The sequence below is a fragment of the Lentibacillus halodurans genome, assembly GCF_900112045.1.
Classification (GTDB): Bacteria; Bacillota; Bacilli; order Bacillales; family Amphibacillaceae; genus Lentibacillus; species Lentibacillus halodurans.
In genome coordinates this window covers 132821-153091 of record NZ_FOJW01000001.1, presented here as the reverse complement: position 1 = coordinate 153091, position 20271 = coordinate 132821, and the positions used below count along the sequence as shown (strand labels likewise).

20 protein-coding genes, 6 tRNA genes and 1 pseudogene are annotated in these 20271 nt (G+C 41.0%); 4 read left to right on the top strand and 23 right to left on the bottom strand.

The window, feature by feature from the left end; all coding sequences use genetic code 11:
• Window positions 1-33 precede the first annotated feature (33 nt).
• From BM195_RS18935 to rpmG, 3 genes and pseudogenes are all read right to left on the bottom strand, one after another.
• Window positions 34-623 (bottom strand): annotated as a pseudogene (locus BM195_RS18935) (ThiF family adenylyltransferase).
• Between the two features lie 54 nt (window positions 624-677).
• Window positions 678-1247 carry a 5-formyltetrahydrofolate cyclo-ligase gene (locus BM195_RS00790; RefSeq protein WP_090232188.1) on the bottom strand — a complete coding sequence of 190 codons (570 nt, stop codon included), beginning with the start codon at window positions 1245-1247 and terminating at the stop codon, window positions 678-680.
• A 121-nt stretch (window positions 1248-1368) separates the two neighbouring features.
• Entirely contained in the window at window positions 1369-1518 is a 150-nt protein-coding gene (rpmG, locus tag BM195_RS00785; RefSeq protein WP_090232185.1) for a 50S ribosomal protein L33, read from the bottom strand.
• Between the two features lie 181 nt (window positions 1519-1699).
• On the opposite strand from rpmG, the gene BM195_RS00780 reads away from it, so the two are divergent.
• Both BM195_RS00780 and BM195_RS18450 read left to right on the top strand, forming a co-directional pair.
• Window positions 1700-1933 carry a hypothetical protein gene (locus BM195_RS00780; RefSeq protein ID WP_090232183.1) on the top strand — a complete coding sequence of 78 codons (234 nt, stop codon included), beginning with the start codon at window positions 1700-1702 and terminating at the stop codon, window positions 1931-1933.
• Between the two features lie 9 nt (window positions 1934-1942).
• A complete protein-coding gene (locus tag BM195_RS18450; protein WP_244535637.1) occupies window positions 1943-2479 on the top strand; it encodes a hypothetical protein in 537 nt (178 codons plus the stop codon).
• A 214-nt stretch (window positions 2480-2693) separates the two neighbouring features.
• On the opposite strand, the gene phoU is transcribed toward BM195_RS18450, so the two are convergent.
• The 17 genes from phoU to BM195_RS00690 form a co-directional block, all read right to left on the bottom strand.
• Window positions 2694-3350, bottom strand: a complete 657-nt coding sequence (phoU, locus tag BM195_RS00770; protein WP_090232180.1) for a phosphate signaling complex protein PhoU — start codon at window positions 3348-3350, stop codon at window positions 2694-2696.
• 22 nt (window positions 3351-3372) lie between these two features.
• Complete coding sequence (gene pstB / locus BM195_RS00765) at window positions 3373-4155, bottom strand: phosphate ABC transporter ATP-binding protein PstB (RefSeq protein WP_090232178.1); 783 nt, start codon at window positions 4153-4155, stop codon at window positions 3373-3375.
• A 5-nt stretch (window positions 4156-4160) separates the two neighbouring features.
• Entirely contained in the window at window positions 4161-4967 is an 807-nt protein-coding gene (pstB, locus tag BM195_RS00760) for a phosphate ABC transporter ATP-binding protein PstB (RefSeq protein WP_090232175.1), read from the bottom strand.
• A gap of 8 nt (window positions 4968-4975) precedes the next feature.
• Window positions 4976-5866, bottom strand: coding sequence for a phosphate ABC transporter permease PstA (pstA, locus tag BM195_RS00755; RefSeq protein WP_090232173.1), 891 nt, complete (start codon window positions 5864-5866; stop codon window positions 4976-4978).
• Window positions 5866-6798 (bottom strand): phosphate ABC transporter permease subunit PstC, encoded by a 933-nt coding sequence (gene pstC, locus BM195_RS00750; protein WP_090232168.1) that lies wholly within the window; start codon window positions 6796-6798, stop codon window positions 5866-5868. Before pstC ends, pstA begins: the two co-directional genes overlap by 1 nt.
• Window positions 6799-6882: 84 nt before the next feature.
• The gene (locus tag BM195_RS00745) at window positions 6883-7812 is read right to left on the bottom strand and encodes a phosphate ABC transporter substrate-binding protein (protein ID WP_090232167.1); all 930 of its coding nucleotides are present in this window, start codon (window positions 7810-7812) and stop codon (window positions 6883-6885) included.
• Between the two features lie 328 nt (window positions 7813-8140).
• Window positions 8141-10204 carry a peptidoglycan D,D-transpeptidase FtsI family protein gene (locus BM195_RS00740; protein WP_090232166.1) on the bottom strand — a complete coding sequence of 688 codons (2064 nt, stop codon included), beginning with the start codon at window positions 10202-10204 and terminating at the stop codon, window positions 8141-8143.
• A gap of 72 nt (window positions 10205-10276) precedes the next feature.
• Window positions 10277-11548, bottom strand: a complete 1272-nt coding sequence (locus tag BM195_RS00735) for an MFS transporter (RefSeq protein ID WP_090232165.1) — start codon at window positions 11546-11548, stop codon at window positions 10277-10279.
• A gap of 210 nt (window positions 11549-11758) precedes the next feature.
• Window positions 11759-12370, bottom strand: a complete 612-nt coding sequence (locus BM195_RS00730) for a superoxide dismutase (RefSeq protein WP_090232164.1) — start codon at window positions 12368-12370, stop codon at window positions 11759-11761.
• Window positions 12371-12579: 209 nt separating this feature from the next.
• Window positions 12580-12655 (bottom strand) — tRNA-Phe (locus BM195_RS00725).
• A gap of 495 nt (window positions 12656-13150) precedes the next feature.
• Window positions 13151-13243, bottom strand: a tRNA-Ser gene (locus BM195_RS00720).
• Between the two features lie 9 nt (window positions 13244-13252).
• A tRNA-Ile gene (locus tag BM195_RS00715) sits at window positions 13253-13329 on the bottom strand.
• 21 nt (window positions 13330-13350) lie between these two features.
• Window positions 13351-13426, bottom strand: a tRNA-His gene (locus BM195_RS00710).
• Window positions 13427-13443: 17 nt separating this feature from the next.
• Window positions 13444-13520 (bottom strand) — tRNA-Met (locus BM195_RS00705).
• Between the two features lie 3 nt (window positions 13521-13523).
• A tRNA-Asn gene (locus BM195_RS00700) sits at window positions 13524-13598 on the bottom strand.
• Between the two features lie 492 nt (window positions 13599-14090).
• Window positions 14091-15716: a Na/Pi cotransporter family protein gene (locus BM195_RS00695; protein ID WP_090232160.1), complete on the bottom strand. Its 1626-nt coding sequence runs from the start codon at window positions 15714-15716 to the stop codon at window positions 14091-14093.
• Window positions 15717-15957: 241 nt separating this feature from the next.
• Complete coding sequence (locus BM195_RS00690) at window positions 15958-16617, bottom strand: NfeD family protein (RefSeq protein ID WP_090232158.1); 660 nt, start codon at window positions 16615-16617, stop codon at window positions 15958-15960.
• Window positions 16618-16687: 70 nt separating this feature from the next.
• Between BM195_RS00690 and BM195_RS00685 the strand changes: the two genes are divergently transcribed.
• A complete protein-coding gene (locus tag BM195_RS00685; protein ID WP_090232155.1) occupies window positions 16688-17014 on the top strand; it encodes a hypothetical protein in 327 nt (108 codons plus the stop codon).
• Window positions 17015-17048: 34 nt separating this feature from the next.
• On the opposite strand, the gene BM195_RS00680 is transcribed toward BM195_RS00685, so the two are convergent.
• Window positions 17049-17459: an MATE family efflux transporter gene (locus BM195_RS00680; protein ID WP_090232153.1), complete on the bottom strand. Its 411-nt coding sequence runs from the start codon at window positions 17457-17459 to the stop codon at window positions 17049-17051.
• A 161-nt stretch (window positions 17460-17620) separates the two neighbouring features.
• On the opposite strand from BM195_RS00680, the gene BM195_RS00675 reads away from it, so the two are divergent.
• Window positions 17621-17905, top strand: a complete 285-nt coding sequence (locus BM195_RS00675) for a DUF2624 domain-containing protein (RefSeq protein ID WP_090232150.1) — start codon at window positions 17621-17623, stop codon at window positions 17903-17905.
• A gap of 88 nt (window positions 17906-17993) precedes the next feature.
• Here the strand turns inward: BM195_RS00675 and BM195_RS00670 are convergent, their stop codons facing one another.
• Entirely contained in the window at window positions 17994-18887 is an 894-nt protein-coding gene (locus BM195_RS00670; RefSeq protein WP_090232148.1) for a deoxyribonuclease IV, read from the bottom strand.
• Between the two features lie 15 nt (window positions 18888-18902).
• Window positions 18903-20216 (bottom strand): DEAD/DEAH box helicase, encoded by a 1314-nt coding sequence (locus BM195_RS00665; protein ID WP_090232146.1) that lies wholly within the window; start codon window positions 20214-20216, stop codon window positions 18903-18905.
• Window positions 20217-20271 lie beyond the last annotated feature (55 nt).

Genomic DNA, 20271 nt, shown 5'->3' with positions numbered 1-20271 from the left:
GCTCGGCAGCTTCATATCATAGTGGCGATTATACTAGACATCAATTGTTTTTAATGAGTTTCGCAACGCCTGCTGATTGGAAGTTAAAAATTTCTGTGCTTCTGTCACCTGAAATGAAGCGATCACCGGTGAAATCACACCGACCGTATCACATGTCTGAGAATTCCCCGCCCCTTCTTTTGTTATACATCGCAGACAGGGTGTTTTTCCAGGAACAAAAAAGGCAATCATTCCCCGTGAACTGACGACACCACCATACGAAAACGGGACCTGGTACTTAAAACAGGCATCATTTAAGAGATATCGTGTTGAAAAATTGTCGGTTCCATCCAACACAATATCCATGTCTGTTATGAGCTCATTAATGTTATCGACAGAAGCATTCCCTGTAATAGCTTCAACTTTAACCAGACTATTGATTTGTTCCAGTTTGTTTTTAGCCGCTATCGCTTTTGGCTTAGCCTGCCTGACATCTTCCTCATCAAAAATCATCTGGCGCTGCAGGTTGCTAAGCTCCCACGGTCGATCAGCCGGATTTTACCGATTCCCGCCCTTGCCAACTGGTTGCTGATAACCGTACCCAGTGCACCTGTACCAACAATAAGTGCAGAACTGTTTGACAAATGACGCTATCCGCTTCAAATAACATTTGCCTCATATAACGCGTGTGACCCACTTTAAATCCCCCCGTACCGCAGAAAGCCGTTTTCAGTAATGATGTCATCTACCGGAATATCAAATGATTCAGCCGGAAGTTTGTCAACGATTTGCATATTCGCCGCCAAGGCCAGCTTATGATTCGGAAAATCAGTCAAAAACCGATCATAATATCCACCGCCAAAACCAATCCGATAGCCATTTCGATCAAAAAGAAGACCAGGTACAACAAGCAAATCAATTTTGTGTTTATGGATTTGTTCAGTTTCTTCGCGTTTTGGTTCCAATAATTGATGATAGACGATTTCCAGCTGGTCGTAGGATTGCAGGGCATAAAAATCCAGCTTTCGATCTCTGGGCAGGCACTTCGGGACACAAACCGTTTTTCGGTCTCGCCAGGCGGTTTCGATGATACGCCTTGTATTCCATTCAAATCCATGTGACACTGTTATACCAACTGTGTGGGATTGTTTCCAGATTTCAGATGTCACAAAACGCTCTGTCAGCGCCTGTTCTATTTCATCCCGTTCAGCTGCAGGTATATGTTTTAATCGCTGAATCATATTGTTTCGAAGTTCTGATTTCTCCATCTATACACCCCTTACCGAAATTGTAAGCGACTCTGGAAATACTGTAAAAAACGAGGCCAATGTTTTGTGACGTTATAAGAAAGCTCCTGCCACCATCATGACAGGAGCTTTCTGATATACGTTATTTTGTCTCACGATGCAGTGTGTGTTTTTTCAATCGTGGGCAATATTTCATAAGCTCCAAACGTTCCGGGTTTGTACGCTTATTTTTTGTCGTAATATAGTTACGGTCACCTGTTTCTGTACAGGCCAAAGTAATATTGACGCGCATTTATTTTCCCTCCAAACCATTAATTCATGCTTTCAAGACATCTTTTATATCAATTCAGACCCTACTTATAATAGCAGATGATTATTTAACATTCAAGTTACTGGATTGTAAAATTTTGATCATTTCTCTTTTTTGTAATGTATGTTATAACTATAATGATAGATGAATGGAGGGAAGAAACATGATGTATGCGATAATTGCCATTATCGTCATTGCGGTCGTCCTATTGGTTTTATCGTTTTTTATGAACGATAAATTTGATGACCTGGAAAGTGAACTGGAACAACTCTCGATCTCAACGATGCAGGAAAACTATCAAATGAAGAAGAAAATCAAGATTCTGGAAGAGGAACTGCTGACAGATGATTTTTCCGACGACTCAATACATAGTATAGACAATTATACAGAAAGATAGGGGAACATTATGAAACAAACGATTCGTTCATTTGCAATTGGTCTGTTAACCGCCGGCATCATCCTGCTTGGTGTGTTTTATTTTGCTGGTGACTCACAAAGTAATACAGAAGATATCGCAACTGAGGATATGATTGAAGCCCTCAAATCAGATGGGTATCATGTACTGACAGAGTCCGAATATATTTCCGTTTCTGTACAGTCTGACGATAACAATACGGAAGACGCTGACAACAGTGACAACGAAGACCAAGGCGACGACGTATCTGATGAACAAGATGATGGCAATGACAGTGGTCAAGAGCAGGAAAACAGCGAAGAAGACGCGGATAAAGACAGTCCAACGACCTATACGCTGACAGTCGAGTCTGGCGTTGCACCATCGGAAATCAGCCAAACACTTGCTGAAAATGATATTATCGATGATGCTGATGCGTTCACACAATATCTGGAGGATGAAGACTACAGTCAACTTGTTCAGCTGGGTGAATTCGAACTGACGAGTGATATGGATTATAACGAAATTGCCGAAACCATTACAAACTAGCTGTATTGCCAGACACAATACAGCTTTTTAAAATTGGCTCTTTTCGTTGACTGGTGATACTTCGCCTGCTGTCTGAAAACTTCGCTCCCCTATGGTAACTCGTAAGGCTTCTTCGCTCGTTACCTCAGCACAATGGGGGCACTATGATCAATGTTCCCGAAGCATGAGGGAAAACTTCGGAGGCATAACGGCAGAACGCGAAACATGCATTAAATTAGTTCAATTTAAACGATTCACCTTTTACAAGATATAAAATACTTTCACCAATGTTTGTTATATGGTCGGCAAATCGCTCTATATAGCGTGCGCTGAAGGCCATTTGCATGACGTACTGGATTTTTTCAGGATTTGTTGCCGTCTCGGACAATAAATCGTGGATAATTCCTTCATACAGTTTATCGACCTTATCATCCATTTCAGATAGTTTACCGGCAATGGAAATGTCTTCATACTGAAATGCATGCATCGCCGTATGATTCATATCAATTGCCATATCCCGCATTTCTTTTATCCCTTGATGGATCGACAAATGATGATCCTCACCAAGATGAAGTGTTGATTTGGCGATATTTTTGGCGTTGTCAGCCATACGCTCAATATCATTCGTTATTTGCAGAGCGATAACCAGCCGACGCAGATCGGTAGCGACTGGCTGCTGTTTTGCTATTAGAAGAATGGTTTTATCATTGATTACCCTTTCACGTCTATCAATCTCTTTATCATGTTCAAGCACTTGTTCCGCTAACACTACATCCAAGTTATATAAAGCATCAATCGATTGCATTAACGCTTCTTCAGACGCAGTTGAAAGTTTGATTATTTCTTCTTTAATCTGATTCAGTTCTGACTGAAACTGCTCTCTGTTTCCCATATGAACATCTCCCTGTCATTTATTAGCCAAACCGTCCGGTAATATATTCTTCTGTTTCTTTATTTTTAGGGTTTGAAAATAATTGATTGGTGTCGCCATGTTCAATCATTCGGCCATGCAAAAAGAAGGCTGTTTTATCGGAAATTCTTGCGGCCTGCTGCATGTTATGCGTGACAATGACAATGGTATAATTTTGTTTTAAATTCAATATCAATTCCTCAATTTTATTAGCTGAAACGGGATCCAGAGCTGACGTTGGCTCATCGAATAGAATGACGTCCGGATTCGTTGCAATCGCCCGGGCAATGCAGAGACGCTGCTGCTGGCCACCTGATAGGTCAAATGCGTTGACGTTCAGCCGATCTTTCACCTCATCCCAAAGTGCCGTTTTTTTCAAGGAATCTTCCACCATTTCCTGGAGTCTTTTTTTGTTTCGTATGCCGTGAATTTTCGGTCCATATGCAACATTTTCAAAGATGGATTGCGGAAATGGATTGCCCTTTTGAAAAATCATACCAACTTTCTTGCGCAGATCAACAAGATTCGGTTTGTTTATAATGATATTTTGATGATTGAATGTAATGTCACCTGTCATTTTTACGCCCGGAATACGCGATGCCATCAGGTTCAGTGATTTAATAAATGTTGATTTTCCGCAGCCGGAAGGGCCTATAATGGCTGTAACTTCTTTTTTATGGATTGGGAATGTGATATCTTTCAGGGCATGAAACTGATCATACCACAGATTCATTTCGTTAATGTCAAAAACGGTTTCCTGTTTTAAAGCAGCAGTCGTCAATTCAATCCCTCCTATCCAAATTTGCCTGAAATATAAGCTTCAGTTTCTTTTTGTACTGGATTCATAAATAGCTGGTTTGTTTCGCCATGTTCAATGACGTGGCCATTCAAAAAGAAAGCAGTTTCATCCGATATTCGGCTCGCCTGCTGCATATTATGCGTTACAATAATTATAGTATAGTGCTTTTTAAGCTGGATGATCAGTTCTTCGATTTTTGCATTAGCAATTGGATCCAATGCCGAAGAAGGTTCGTCAAGCAATATAACATTCGGTTTCATCGCAAGTGTTCTGGCAATGCACAGCCGCTGCTGCTGACCGCCGGAAAGTGAATAAGCCGAGTCATGCAAACGATCTTTCACCTCATCCCATAATGCCGCTTTCCTTAAGCTGTCTTCTACCAGTTCATCCAGCTTTTTTTTCTTCTTAATGTTATAGAATTTCAATGCATGGGCGATGTTATTGTAAATGGATTTGGCAAATGGATTGGGTTTTTGAAATACCATGCCAATTTCTTTACGCAAAGCAGTGACATCGATGTTTTTATCTAACAGATTGACGTCTTCATAAATAATATCTCCTTCATAACGAGCACTTGGAATGATATCATTCATCCGATTAATACTTCTTAAAAAGGTTGACTTTCCACAGCCCGATGGTCCAATCAATGCAGTTATACTATTTTTTCTAAAAAGCAATGACACATTATCCACCGCAACTGTAGGCCCGTATGAAATGATTAAATGACGTGTTTCAATGATGGAACTGGCTGGTTGTGGATCCGACTGTTTCCGTTGAAGTGGTTTCTCAGCAGTTATCATATTTTCACCTACTTTTTATTTGCAGTTAATTTCTGTTCAATGATCTTCCCGACAAATCGTGCCAATAAATTAAATAATAAAATAGATAATACGAGTACAGCTGATGCGCCAGCTGCTATTTCAGTAACATCAGGCATTATACCATTTGTATTAACGGCCCAGATGTGCACTGCCAATGTTTCAGCTGGACGAAAGAGATTTAATGGTGATGTTTCAGCAAATGGGTTCCAATTGGTATAATCCAGTTCAGGTGTGCTTAATCCTACTGTGAACAACAATGCCGCAGCCTCACCAAATATTCTGCCTGAAGCAAGTATCGTTCCTGTCAGGATGCCCGGAAATGCAGAAGGCAAGATAACCGTTTTAATCGTATGCCATTTGGTCATACCAAGTGCAAGGCTGGCTTGTTTTTGATCAGCCGGGACACTCCTAATGGCATCCTCAGTCACACGAACCATAACAGGGATGTTGAACATTGTCAGTGCAAGTGCACCTCCAATAATAGAGTATCCCCATCCCGTTAAGTTAACGAATAGCAGCAAGCCAAACATACCTACTACAATTGATGGAAGCGATGCAAGCATTTCAATACATGTCCGTATAAAATTGGTAATTTTGCCGGGTTTTGCATACTCGGCAAGATAGATACCGCCTGCAACTCCCAGTGGTACAGTAATAACAAGGGTTACGAACAAAATATAAAACGAGTTGAATAATTGATCGCGAATGCCTCCACCTTCACGCACGACACTTGATGCTTCTGTTAAAAAATCCCACGATATAACCGGTAATCCACGCATTAAAATATACGAAAACAATGCTGTCAGCAGTGATATAAAAATCAAAGCAATTAACACAAACACACCGGTTGCCATTTTATCCGCTAGCTTCGAATTCATTATACACGCCTCCTGGCTGACAGAAATCTGACAATCATAATAAAAATGAATGATATCAGCAGCAATATTAATCCCATGGACCACAAAGCATTATTTTCGGGACTTCCATAGGTGGTGTGGCCCATATTAAGCGTGATAATGGATGTCAATGTTGCTGTCGTATCAAATATGGACGATGGCAAGTCCCTTACGTTGCCAATTACCATCTGTACAGCCAGTGCTTCCCCAAAAGCCCTGGCCATTCCCAGAATAATTGCTGTCCATAATGAAGGCATAACAGCTGGCATCAGCACTTTTCGTATTGTCTGCCATCTGGTAGCACCAAGCGCATAGGATCCATCCCTCAGATGGTCAGGCAGAGAAGCCATTGCATCTGTTGAAATGGAAGTTATGGTTGGAAGAATCATAACGGACAGGACAATAACTCCAGCAATAAGACTATATCCTATCCCGGGAAAATGATCACGAATAAACGGTACTAATACACTTAGTCCAATAAACCCATAAACAACGCTTGGAATGCCGACAAGCAATTCAATGACTGGCTGTAAAACTTTGCGTCCCCAGGAAGGGGCAATTTCAGTCATGAAAATGGCACCACCTATACCTATCGGTGCTGCAATAAGAGCTGAAAGCAAAGTAACTGCCAATGATCCGAAAATAAACGGAAATGCTCCAAGCTGGGAAGAACCGTCGTCAGTTGGATTCCAATTTGTCGAAGTTAGAAACGTTATGGGATTCACACCGTCTGCAACAAAAGCCTGCAATCCTTTTACAGCTAAGAACACAGTTATAGAAATAGTTGCTAGAATAATAATAAATGCAGCGATTGAGATAATAATTTTTCCTCTTAATTCACCACGATCATTTTTTCCCGAAGTTTTTATTAATCTTTGCTTTGCAGTGTTTTCAGCTGCAGATATAGTTTTCATACCATTTATACACTCCTGTACAAGGCAATAGAGTAAACGAATGACGTTCGTTTACCCTAATACCTCATTATTCATGTCAGTTTGTTATTTTTCAGTCTGATTGCCTTCTGCATCCCGCTCAACTTCCATTTTGGTGGAAGCAATATAACCTTGCTCTGGAACAAGTCCTTCCTGAATCTCATCACTCATCAGATATTCCAGAAATTCTTTAGCCAGACCTGTAGGCTCACCTTTTGTGTATGAATGTTGATATGCCCAAATTGGATAGTCACCGCTTTGCACATTCTCGTCATTTGCTTCTACTCCATCCAGTGACAACGGTGTAACATCGTCACCTGTGAAGTAGGAGAATGCCAGATAGCCTATAGCTCCTTCAGTCTCACTGACAATTTGCTTCACGGTATTTGAAGAGTCTTCTGTTACACCTTCGGCAGGGGTATTTCCATCAATACCGAATTTCTCAAAGGTTGCTCTAGTACCGGAAGATTCCGGACGATTGACAAGCACGATTTCCTGATCATTGCCTCCGAGTTCGGACCAATTGGTGATCTCTCCGGTAAATACTTTGATAAGGTCTTCCTTTGAAATATCCGTAATGCCAGTGTCCGGATGAACAACCGGCGCCATACCGACTACCGCAACTTTATGATCGGTAAGTTCATCTGCAGGTATGCCATCTTTTTCTTCAGCAAAGACATCTGAATTCCCGATATCAACACTGTCCTCAGACACTTCACTCAACCCTGTACCAGATCCGCCAGCATTAACCTGTATATCTGCTTCTGGGTTATCAGCCATAAATTGTTCTGCCGCAGCTGCAACTAATGGCTGCATGGCACTTGAGCCTGAAATGGTTAGTGTGCCTGAAGCCTCACTATCTGTTTCTTCATTGCTTTCGTTATTTTCATTGTTTTCATCACCCGCATCATCATCCGCTTCAGAATCCGAACCGCAGGCAACCAGCAGCCCGATCAGCAAAAATGCGAATGCTATTAACCATAACTTTTTCTTCATGAATCAATACCTCCTGTTATTAGATGTAAAAATGAATTCCTTCATCTTTGGTACATTTCAATCATAACGAATCATTGTTAATTCCCTATTAATAGACTGTAAAAATAACGTAAAGTTGGTAGATTCATTGAGTGCTTCTACCCTTACAATCGTATATCAGACGAGAAAAATAAGATTATGTTTTAAAGGAAAATGCCACTTTTATGCAACTGGATTCGATTATAGTTATGAAAAGTGTCATAAAAGTGGTTTATGGACTAGCCATCTTAAGCCATAAAAAAACAGCCTAAACGCTTAATTAAGGGTTTAGGCTGTTGTGAAGGCAATTTTATTCTTCTTCATCTTCATTTTGTAATTCAAAGTAAGCATCTAATATACCTTGACCAATTTTGTGGTTGATTGGATGGTCATTTCCTTTTCCTACATGTGGTACTATCAGTGCAAAAGCGACTTCCGGATCGTCATATGGTGCGTACCCGATAAGCGACAGATTTTCAGTTGAAGCCTGTAGTTCACCATTTTCATAGATATCATATTCAGCGGTACCAGTCTTACCTGCCGCCTCATATGACTTGTCGGCAAAATAATTTGAGGCGGTACCATTGGGAGCCTGGAAAACCCTGCGGAACCCTTCCTGAACACGTTCTATATGGCTGTCACTCATCTGGATCCGATTCATAACTTCCGTATCATTGCTTTTGTATATAGGGCCTAGGTCTTCATCATGTGGAATCGGATTTCGGATTTCTTTCATGAAGTGCGGCCGGACACGGTAGCCATCATTAGCGATTGTGGATACATACTGCGCCATTTGCATCGTTGTATAGATATCGTATTGTCCAATCGCGAGGTCAAGCAGATTACCCGCATCCGGATTTGACCCTTCATATCCCGTTGATTCATATGGGAAATCCACCCCGGTCGGGACACCCAATCCGAACTGGCTAAAATAATTGCGCATTTCCTGGAAAGCAGCATAATCAATATTGATCGATTTATTTTGCTGAAAATTATACTCACCGCCCATACGCATGGCGATATAAAACATGTATACGTTGGACGATTGTTCCAATGCTTCAAGATCGTTAACCCAACCCAGATTCCTCCAGGAACTTTTTTCCGGCGTATCGGCGATTTGAATCGGTTCATCATAGAATTGCTGGCCTTGCTCGATGACGCCTGACTGATAACCTCCCAATACAGTAGCTCCTTTAACAGCTGATCCGGGAGCATTGGCATTATAGATAGCAGATGTTCCCGTGTTCGAAAATTCATTTTCCTCATGGTCATAATGCTGGCCAGCAGCAGCCAGGATTTCACCTGTTTTCGGATTCAAGACAACAGCCATGGCGTCTTCCAAATATTTGTTTTCACTTGGCTGATTTTGAACTGCTGTTTGTATTTCTTCACGGAGAACCTTATCAATTTCTTGCTGCAGTTCCATATCAACTGTCAGTACAAGATCTTTTCCGCGTTCACCTTCCACCACAACATCCGAGTCAACAACCGTACCATTACTGTTCGTCGTGTATTGAATCTTTTCTTTGCGGCCTCTCAGAGCATTTTCGTATTGTTCCTCCAGACCGCTATCCCCAACGCGGTCATTCCGGCTGTAGCCTCTGGTGAGGTAATAATCTTCTTTTTCAGCCGGAATGCCCTGTGACTCTGATGTAATAGAGCCGGCAAAGTCACGGAATGTTTCATCATATGGATATTCCCGGTTCCAGTCGGTAGTGGCATTCACACCGGGAAGCTCATCAAGCCGGGCAGAGACACGTGCAAATTCCTCAGGTGTTACATCGTCGTTTTTAATAACTTGCGGTGTCAGGGCCATCGCTTTATCCATTTCCTTTTTAATAGCGATCACTTCAAGCTGCTGTTTGGAATAATCATTTACCTTTTCTTCATCAATGCGCTCCAACGTTTCATTATACGCTTCACCATTATCCATTTCTTCCGTTTCTTCAACGGTCAGCAGGCTTTCCGCTTCTTCAGTATTATTCAAATACCAGTACTCTTTTTTGTCCCGTTCAGTAATGGCATTCAAATATTTTTCTGAACCCATGGAAATGTATTCGGCCAGTTTTTCTGCAACGTCCAGCCTTTCCGATGCCTGTGTTCCCTTTTCGGGTGTATACGTTATCGAATATTCAGCATCGTTTCCGACAATCAGGTTACCGTTACGGTCATACATTTTTCCGCGCGGGACCGGAACCTCTGTATAATCATTTGTAGTCCGGTCAATCTCTGCCTGAAATGCCTCGCCATTTAAAATCTGAACAACACCTAATTGGAGTACTAAAGCCGAAAACAATAAAAAGACGATAAAAAATAATATATTTAACCGAAAGGGAAGTTGTGCTTTTTTCTTTTTCTTCTTTTTTGAAACCATCATTCCTCACCCTAAACCTTAACCAATTATGTCATTATATTATACCATGTTTTGACCTGAATTCTAAGATGTTTACCGATTTTTTTCATCAGTTAACGGCTCTTTCGTGATAGCATCTTTTTTTCCTGGACTCCCCAAATAAATATTATTTACAAACAAATATATAAACAAATGCCCAAGACCAAATATGGCAAGTAGATATGGAATAATTGTTTCTGCAGGAAATAGTGTAATGGCTATCAGGAAAGTGACAATCGACGACACCCTGCCGATATTAACGAATAATTCCCTGACAACAATATATTCAACACGGAATTCCTTGGCCTTCCATGCCTTTCCAATCACATCATAGGTCAGTGAAGCATACGGAACGTTAATAATCGGATATGCAATACCGATGAGAACAGCATATATCATCAGCTGGGTATAATTGATATTAAACAGAATGATGTAAACAGAGAAATATAAAATCAACGCACCTGTCAGGATTGCTTTTTTTCTTAATGACGGTTTAACCCATTTTGTTACGATAAAGTAAAAGACAAATGATAAACCTGAGAGGAACAGGTTAAACATCCCTAAAGCAAATTCACTTTGGGTCGTAATGAACACCCAAATGGAAATGACAAATAAAAATATACCTTCCCGAAGTCCCTGTGAAACATGGGCGTTTAAAATTTTTTTCCAATTTTTATTATGGTTTCTTTCCATCAGAACACGTTTAAAATGAAAAAGTCCTTCTGCCTTTCTGCGCTTCAGGAAAAAGCTGCACACGACAGCAACGATGAACAGTATGAACGAGATCGTAAAAATAACACTGTAGCCGACATTTTCCTGCATGCCTGCAATGATGGTGCCGGCTAGCAATGGTCCGATCATGCCTGCAAAAGACTGCAAGACCCCAAGAAACCCATTAAAAAAATCCCTTGACTCGGGTTCTGTAATCTCAAATGTAAGCACATTGAAAGCAAGCCAGTAAAAACCATAACCAACACCTAATACACTGCCAAGCATAAAGTTGTACTTGGAAGCCTCTTCAGCAATAAGTAATACACTCAAAAAAAATAGAGATAAGAATATTACCCCTAAACGCAATACAATGACCCGATCAACTTTCTTGGCGATTTTTCCCGCCAGTATAAAGGTAAGCGGCTGGAATAAGTAAATCCCCAGATTGTAAAAGGCAATGGTCATATAGTCTCCAGCTTGCTTCCATAAATAGATGTTAACAAAGGTATTGGAAAGAAAAATACTGAGAGAATACAGTCCCCCAATGACCAGTAATAAAATGAGATCCCGGCTGATATCAATTTTTCCTGCTATATATTCTAAGCTTTTATGCATAGTGATTGCTCCTTTTCGTTCATTAGTTTGAACAAATTGAAGCCCAGATATGCAGTATTAAAAAGGCAAGCTTAGTTGATTGTTTGCAGCGGTCAGATCCTAAAAATTAGGGAAGAGACGGTTGTGAAATGAATATTTTAGACTGAACGTTACTCGATCACCCAATTAAAAAACACGGGAGGTCGTCCCGTGTCTTCGTATCATTCGTATCTACTTTGCTTCGTTGTAATTTTTCGCAACTTCATCCCAATTAACAACATTCCAGAATGCAGCAACATAATCAGGACGCTTATTTTGATATTTCAAGTAGTAAGCGTGCTCCCAGACGTCAAGACCTAAAATAGGTGTTTTGCCATCCATCAATGGTGTATCCTGATTTGGTGTGCTGGTCACTTCCAACTCACCATTATTGACAACCAGCCAAGCCCAGCCGGAGCCAAATCGTCCTTTTGCAGCATTTTCGAATTCTTCTTTGAATTTATCGAAGCTTCCAAACTTGTCATTGATCTTGTCAGCTAGTTCTCCTGATGGTTCACCGCCGCCATTTGGTGACATGACTTTCCAAAACAGGCTGTGATTTGCATGTCCTCCGCCATTATTGCGTACTGCGGTACGGATATCTTCAGATACAGCATCAAGATTGCTCACTAAATCTTCAAGTGACTTGTTCTGAAGGTCTGCTTTTCCCTCAATCGCAGCGTTCAGTTTCGTTACATAAGTATTGTGATGCTTTGTATGGTGAATGTTCATGGTTTCTTTGTCGATTGTAGGCTCTAAAGCATCGTAAGCGTATGGTAGTTCTGGTAATTCAAATTTTGCCATTTCTAATGTCCTCCTTTAAATATTCTTTATTAAAAGGATTGAATATTCACCCTTTATGTTTAGCGTATCAGAGCAAACCTGCACTTGCAAATTAAATGCACTTTTCAGCTTCTTCAAGGTATGAATCATAAAACCCCAGTCCACTTTATATATACCCATTCTAAATACGAGTCAAACACTAAAAAAACAAGCGTTTTGCTTGTTTAAAATGGTGGCTCGGGACGGAATCGAACCGCCGACACACGGATTTTCAGTCCGTTGCTCTACCGACTGAGCTACCGAGCCGTATCATATTTTATTCGTCTTTTTCATCTCGCACTTTTTACCTGTGTCGAAGTTTACTCAACGATGTTCTGTGCTCGTCGTGTTGCAAGTATTTTCAGTGAAGATGCACTCCTCGCAAGCCTGCACTTCGGTGGTTATTCGGAGATGCTCGCGGCTTGCTCTACCGACTGAGCTACCGAGCCGTATCATATTTTATTCGTCTTTTTCATCCCGCACTTTTTACCTGTGTCGAAGTTTACTCAACGATGTTCTGTGCTCGTCGTGTTGCAAGTATTTTCAGTGAAGATGCACTCCTCGCAAGCCTGCACTTCGGTGGTTATTCGGAGATGCTCGCGGCTTGCTCTACCGACTGAGCTACCGAGCCGTATCATATTTTATTCGTCTTTTTCATCCCGCACTTTTTGCTGTGTCGAAGTTTACTCAACGATGTTCTGTGCTCGTCGTGTTGCATATTGGTCTGATATCTGACCTCTACTTTCTTCTTTTGATTATGTATGGAGGAGGTAGAGGGATTCGAACCCCCGCGCGGTTTGACCCGCCTGTCGGTTTTCAAGACCGATCCCTTCAGCCAGACTTGGGTATACCTCCGAATTTAAATGGTGGACCCTGCAGGATTCGAACCTGCGACCGATCGGTTATGAGCCGATAGCTCTGACCAGCTGAGCTAAGGGTCCCAGCAGTATTTATGTTCAATATGGGGCGACCGGTGGGAATCGAACCCACGAATGCCGGAGCCACAATCCGGTGCGTTAACCGCTTCGCCACGGCCGCCATTGAGTTTTTAATGTTGGTGGCGGCGGAGGGGATCGAACCCCCGACCTCACGGGTATGAACCGTACGCTCTCGCCAGCTGAGCTACACCGCCAAATGGCTCCACAGGCAGGATTCGAACCTGCGACTGATCGGTTAACAGCCGATTGCTCTACCACTGAGCTACTGTGGAATAATCTTAAATGCCGTATGCAAGGGATTATAACACAATGCGTTGTGCTCGTCGTGTTGCTTGATTGCTCGCTGATGCTACACTCCTCGCAGAGCTGTCTATTCGATGATGTTTGCGGGTCAGCTACTGTGGAATAATCTTAAATGTCGTATAAGTTATTTCAATGAAAGTGCACACCCTGCAAAACTTAATGCCTGACCCTGTAAATCAGCGACGAAATATAATTTACCACGTTCGACAAAATCTGTCAATAACGTTTATGGATGAATTTTATGTAAGATGAAATCAAAAAGAATACATAAGCGACAATAAATACTATAGCATGTTCATGTAATGTTTTCAATACAAAAATGTGACAAGCTAAAACTAAATATTAAAAGGAACAACGCTGATCAGAAAGCCAAAAACGTCGATATTGGATGGAGGAAGTTCTTGCACAAAAAAAGGAGCGCATTTGCGCCCCTTTTCTCTCCTGTGTGTTGAAGAACACCTCTATTCACCTAAAACAGCTTCGGCAATATTAACAGCGTGGTCCCCTATCCGTTCCAGGTTACTAATAATATCCACAAAAACAATTCCCGCCGATCCGGAACAGAGTCCTTCATTCATGCGAATAATATGTTTTTTGCGGTAGTTTCGTTCCATTCTGTCAATTTGATCCTCTTTTTGTATAACTGCCAACGCTTCTTCACGATCCATATCCTCAAGCGCCTTAACTGACTGTTTTACAGTCATAATCGTCAAGTCAAACATATTATTCAAGTCTTCCTGTGCCTGTTCTGTCATATGAACCTTATTGGATATTTTATAATCAATTAATTCAATAATATTTTCAAAATGATCACCTATCCGCTCAATATCCCGAACAGAATCCATCAGGACTGTGTGTTTGGCACCTTCTGTTTCAGACATTGATTCGCCGGACAGATCCACTAAATAATCTGTAATTTTTCGGTCCAGATTATTGAGAGCACCCTCAATTTGCATGGACATTTCTGAATGCTTCTGATTTTGTGTTGTTAAATATAGATTTGTCTCTTCCAGCCCTTTATATGCATAATCACCCATACGGATAATTTCTGCCTTAGCCTGATCCAAAGCGAGTGTGGATGATTGCTGAATAAAGATCGGGTCTAAATGCTTAGGCTTGTATTCAACAACCGTATCATCGCCTGGAATGATTTTGGTCACAATCCATGCAAGAGCTCCAATAAATGGAAATTGAATCATCAGATTCGCCAGATTAAAACTTCCATGTGCAAATGCGATGGTCATTTCCGGATTAAGATCCAATGCAGACTGCAAGTACATGACATATTGGCTGAACAGGCCAAGCAACAGTATTATAATTACCGCGCCAACTAGGTTAAAAATCACATGAACATATGCTGCACGTTTGGCTGCAACGGTTGCCCCAATTGATGCAAGAACCGCTGTAATTGTTGTACCGATATTATCCCCGAACAATACCGGCAGTGCAGCTTCCAGCCCTATGGCGCCTTCAGCAAAAAGACCCTGCAAAATGCCGATTGTAGCCGTTGAACTCTGTACGATAAATGTAAATAATGTACCGATCACAATACCTAAAATAGAGTGTTCACTCATGCTCAGCGTAAGATCCTGAAAAGCCTGTACTTCACGCAATGGTGACATACCACTGCTCATCAATTCCAGCCCGAAGAACAATGCACCAAATCCAAAAACGGCCTGTCCAACGTTATTAACTTTCTGATTCTTGAAGAAAAACAGCAGGAAACACCCAACAGCTATGATCGGTAGCGCATACTCACCTAAATCAATACCAATAATAAAAGCAGTTACAGTTGTGCCGACATTGGCACCCATGATCACGCCTATAGCTTGTCTAAGTGTCATGAAACCGGCATTAACCAACCCGACAGTCAATACAGTCGTCCCGGAACTGCTTTGAATTAAAATGGTCACCACTATACCGGCCAATACACCAAGGAATGGATTGCTGGTCGTTTTGTCAAGTATGTTCCGGAGCCTGTCGCCGGCGGATTTCTGTAAACCTTCTCCCATATATTTAATGCCTAATAGGAAAATACCCAATCCACCGATAAATTCAAATATCAGTGTTTGCACATCGATCTCCAAAAATATTCCACCCTTCAAATCATGCTGAAATTTGTCACATACCTTCCCCATTATTAAAGTACAATTGGTGTTTTGTAAAGGTTGTTATCGAAAACTTAACATAAAATTTACATTCCATCTAGCAGTCATTTTATTAGTTCCCCTAACAGCTGAAAATTCATTCCCGTAAGACCTGGTTTATCCGCCAAACGTCGGTGAGATGAGAAAGCATCCCGCCATCTTTCAAAAAAATACCCATGAATCATTGCGATCCATGAGTTTCACTGTATTCGTGATTCGTTTTTTCAACTAAAATTTTGGTTCCATCCACATGCACTACTTTTATTTCACTGTCTTTAGAAATCCACTCGGCATTTGAAACCGCACTGTAATTTTTATGGTTTACCCTTATGGTTCCAACCGGACGTAAATCACTCAAGGTCATCCCCGATTGACCGAGCAATTTTTCATAGTCCTGATTCATGGCGTTATACCCCTTCTCTGATGTTAACTGATCCTTTAACGTTAATTTGGACCACATATCCCTGCGTTTGAATACTTTTAAAAAGAGAAGAGAAGAAAATCCCCCAATAAGAACGCCAATGACCGCATACATACTTGCAAATATGCTTGGAGCAGCCAATGCAACTGCCATAAGCATACAGGCAAGTCCGATAATTGCCAATGTACCTTCATTGACCACTTTGCCATCGAGCATTATAAGTAATATTCCGATTAAATAAATAATAAGCATAATGATAAAAGAGCCTGTTTCCAGATAAACTGCAAAATAAACGATAATGAAGCCCATACCAATCAAGCCAAAAAAACCGCGCATATTAACGAGCAGTTCACCGATCAGGAATAATGTACCAAAACCAGTCAAAATAAAGCCAATCCAGTCCAATGAAAAAACATCCATCATCATTCCCCCATTCCCTTTATTATACGATCATGGATAAAGATTGGTTTCATTATAAGGAGCAATAAGTATGAATTCAATAAAAAAACTGCTTCTATATACGTTTATCATCCTTTTTTTAATAAGTGTCCACCAAGATTTAACTGTTGGGACACCATTAAACAATAACCTGGATTCTCAAAATAATCCACCTATAGTTGAACAGGAAAATATAACTTTCATAAAAGTACAAACCAATACAGGTGATACAGTACTATCCATTGTGGAGGAATTGAATAAACAGAATAACAATGATTTGGACATTTCGCAAATTTTGGATGACTTTAAGGCTTTAAACCCTGGTGTGGAACCACTCCATATCCAAACCGGGGAATATTATTATTTTCCTCTATATTAATTGGAAAAGGGGCTGAACATTCAGCCCCTTTTCACTACACATATGGAAGGACAAACAGTGTAAGCAGGATAGAGATTGCACCTGCAATGATTGCGGTATTACCAAGCGTTTCCGCACCTCGGTTCCTTGACACAAATCCCATTATAATCCCTGCACCGCCAAGAATAATTGGCATCATGAAAAACGAGATAATGGATAATGCCAGCGCAATCCATCCAAAGGCACCATTTGCCTGTATGCCATTTTCATCAGAATCAGCTGGCTCATCAATGTCATCCGCAGTCATCTCATTGGCAAATTCTTCATCCCGCCGTTGACCTTGGATGTCTTCCATACGTGGCTGCTCACCATCAAAATTAGTGGCAACCATATCATCTGTGTCCGGCTCTTCTTCTAGCTTTGGACCGTTTTCTGTGCTGTCAAGACGGCGATTATCTTCATCCATCAGTGAGACCTCTCCTTCTGAAATGAGGTGCGCTTATAGTTTATGGATGGTTTATAAATATACAACTGGTAGTTAATGGAAATGACTTGTTGAGAAACAAGTTCATTTTTCTTGTTTTTTGCATATAAATGAAATAGAACACTTATGAAGGAGCAGGATATATGTCGACATTTATTAAACAAATGATCAACAAAAAACTAAAGCAGCTATCACCTGATGAACTGCTTTATTATGCGCGTCAATATAATTTCTCCATTAGCAAGGAACAAGCTAGGCTTATTACGGCATATTTACGTCAAAATCCAATTGACCCATTTGATCCAGGTAAGCGTGCAAAAATGTTTAAGGAATTGGCGAGGATAACTGACCAAGAAACGGCCAATCAAGCACAGTCATTATTCCAGAAGATGATAAAATCCTATGGTGCAGAGCATTTATTTAAATAAGGAAAGGAAAATAAAAGCAGGAAAAGGCAACCGATTCATTCCTCCCGGTAACCTTTTCCCGCTCTGACTTTCTGATGACATGGATTCATCATTGATTGATTATTTTTTCTTTTAAATCCATATCGAATTTACCGTTTTTAATCATGTCAATTTCAAATTTGTATGGCGGTTTTTTGTTTTTCTTATCTTCCCCAACAAAAGGTGTTTCCAAGATTTTCGGCAGCCCATCCAATTGCGGATGTGTGATCACATAATGCAGAGCGTCAAAGCCAATATGCCCAAATCCGATGTTCTCATGGCGATCCTTGTGTGCACCTTGTTCATTTTTGCTGTCATTGACATGAACAACTTTCAGACGATTAATTCCGATGGTTTTGTCGAATTCGTCCAGTACGCCGTCAAAATCATCGACAACATTATAGCCACCGTCATGAATATGACAGGTGTCAAGGCAGACTGACAATTTTTCATTATGTGTTACCCCATCAAAAATCTTTGCCAGTTCATCAAACGTGCGTCCGATTTCCGATCCTTTGCCTGCCATCGTTTCAAGTGCTATCTGAACATCTTTGTCTTTTTCAAGTACTTCATTTAATCCTTCAATAATTTTTTCAATTCCTTTATCAGCCCCTGCGCCAACGTGTGACCCCGGATGCAGCACAATTTGTTCCGCCCCTATTGCAGCAGTCCGTTCAATCTCGTTTCGTAAAAAATTGACGCCCAAATCAAACGTTTCAGGCTTAACGGTATTGCCGATATTGATAATATATGGAGCATGGACAACGACATCAATGATGCCATTCTCCTCCATATGCTCTCGGCCTGCTTCAATATTTAATTCATTAATCGCTTTTCTTCGCGTGTTCTGTGGTGCCCCAGTGTAAATCATAAACACGTTGGAACCGTATGAAGCTGCTAGCTCACTGGAACCTTGCAGCATCTTTTTTCCGCTCATTGATACATGTGATCCAATTTTTAACATATCCTCACCCCAACATTATTTTCGCTTTTTAGTTGATTTCTGCACCATTTGCTTCTTGATTTTTTCCTGCTGTTTTTTCATTTTTTTCTTATAGCCAGGTTTTACTTCTTTGGATTTTTTAACTTTTTTCCATGCCTCGGCATCGGTACTGCTGGATTTTTTCCCACGGCTGTTGCGTTCATTCCAGGATTTGATTTCTTTCCATTCCCCATTTTTGATATCCCGAAATCTAAATGCCAGTCCTTTATGTTTTAATTTTTCAATCAGCCGTATATCCTGATCATCATATAAACTGATGACTGTGCCTTCTAGTCCCGCACGTGCTGTTCTGCCGGCTCGGTGCACATAAAAGTCTTCCTCTTTCGGCAGTTGCGCGTTAATAATATGACTGACTCCTTTAATATCGATTCCTCGTGATGCGAGATCGGTCGCAACGATATACTGGTAACGAAGGTTTTGAATTTCCTTTAGTGTCCGTTTACGTTCTCTGGGTGACAGCCCGCCATGCATAATTCCAACATTTAGCCCTTTTTGCAGCAATGACAGCGCCAATGTATCGGCAGCCTCTTTTCCGTTTGTAAAAATGATGGCTAAATAGGGATGAATCGTTTTGGAAATATCCATGATCACATCGGATGCATCCCGGTGTCTGCGAGGAACTAACAGGTGCTCCATCGTCTCTGGTGATAATTTATCATTCATTCTGATACGCTGTGGATTTTCTAAATATTTCCTGTAAAAATGCTCCAGCTGCTGCGGGATGGTTGCGGAAAAAGCAAGGATCTGTATATCTTTTTTCGCCCGGACAAGCAATTGGTCGACGTCATGAATAAAACCAAGGTCAAGCATGAGGTCAGCTTCATCGATGACAAAAGCGGATGCCGTGTAAATCGAAATAGCCCCTTCCTTGACTAAATCAAGAATCCTGCCGGGTGTGCCGATAATAATATGTGGTGGCTCCTTCAGTTTCTCCATCATTTTTTGCCTGTCTGTTCCCCCGACAAGCAACTTAGCAATCCATGTTTTGCTCATACCCGCATGGTCAATTATCTGTTTCACTTCTTCATGGATTTGCATCGCTAGCTCTCGTGTAGGTGCTGTCATCACAAATTGAATTTCCCGTTTATCTGCATCAAGTTGATTGAACAGCGGCAAAAGATATGCGTGGGTCTTCCCTGAACCGGTATGTGACTGACCAATAACGCTTGTACCTGTCAGGATGGCTGGTATCACTTGCTTCTGAATAGGTGTCGGCTCATGGAATTTTAGTTTGTCAATGACATCCTGCATGACAGGCTTAAACGTAAACTGATTAAAATGATTATCCATGTTGCTGTGCTCCTTTTAGAGATCGTGCAAAACCGAATACATGGTGCTTGTATAT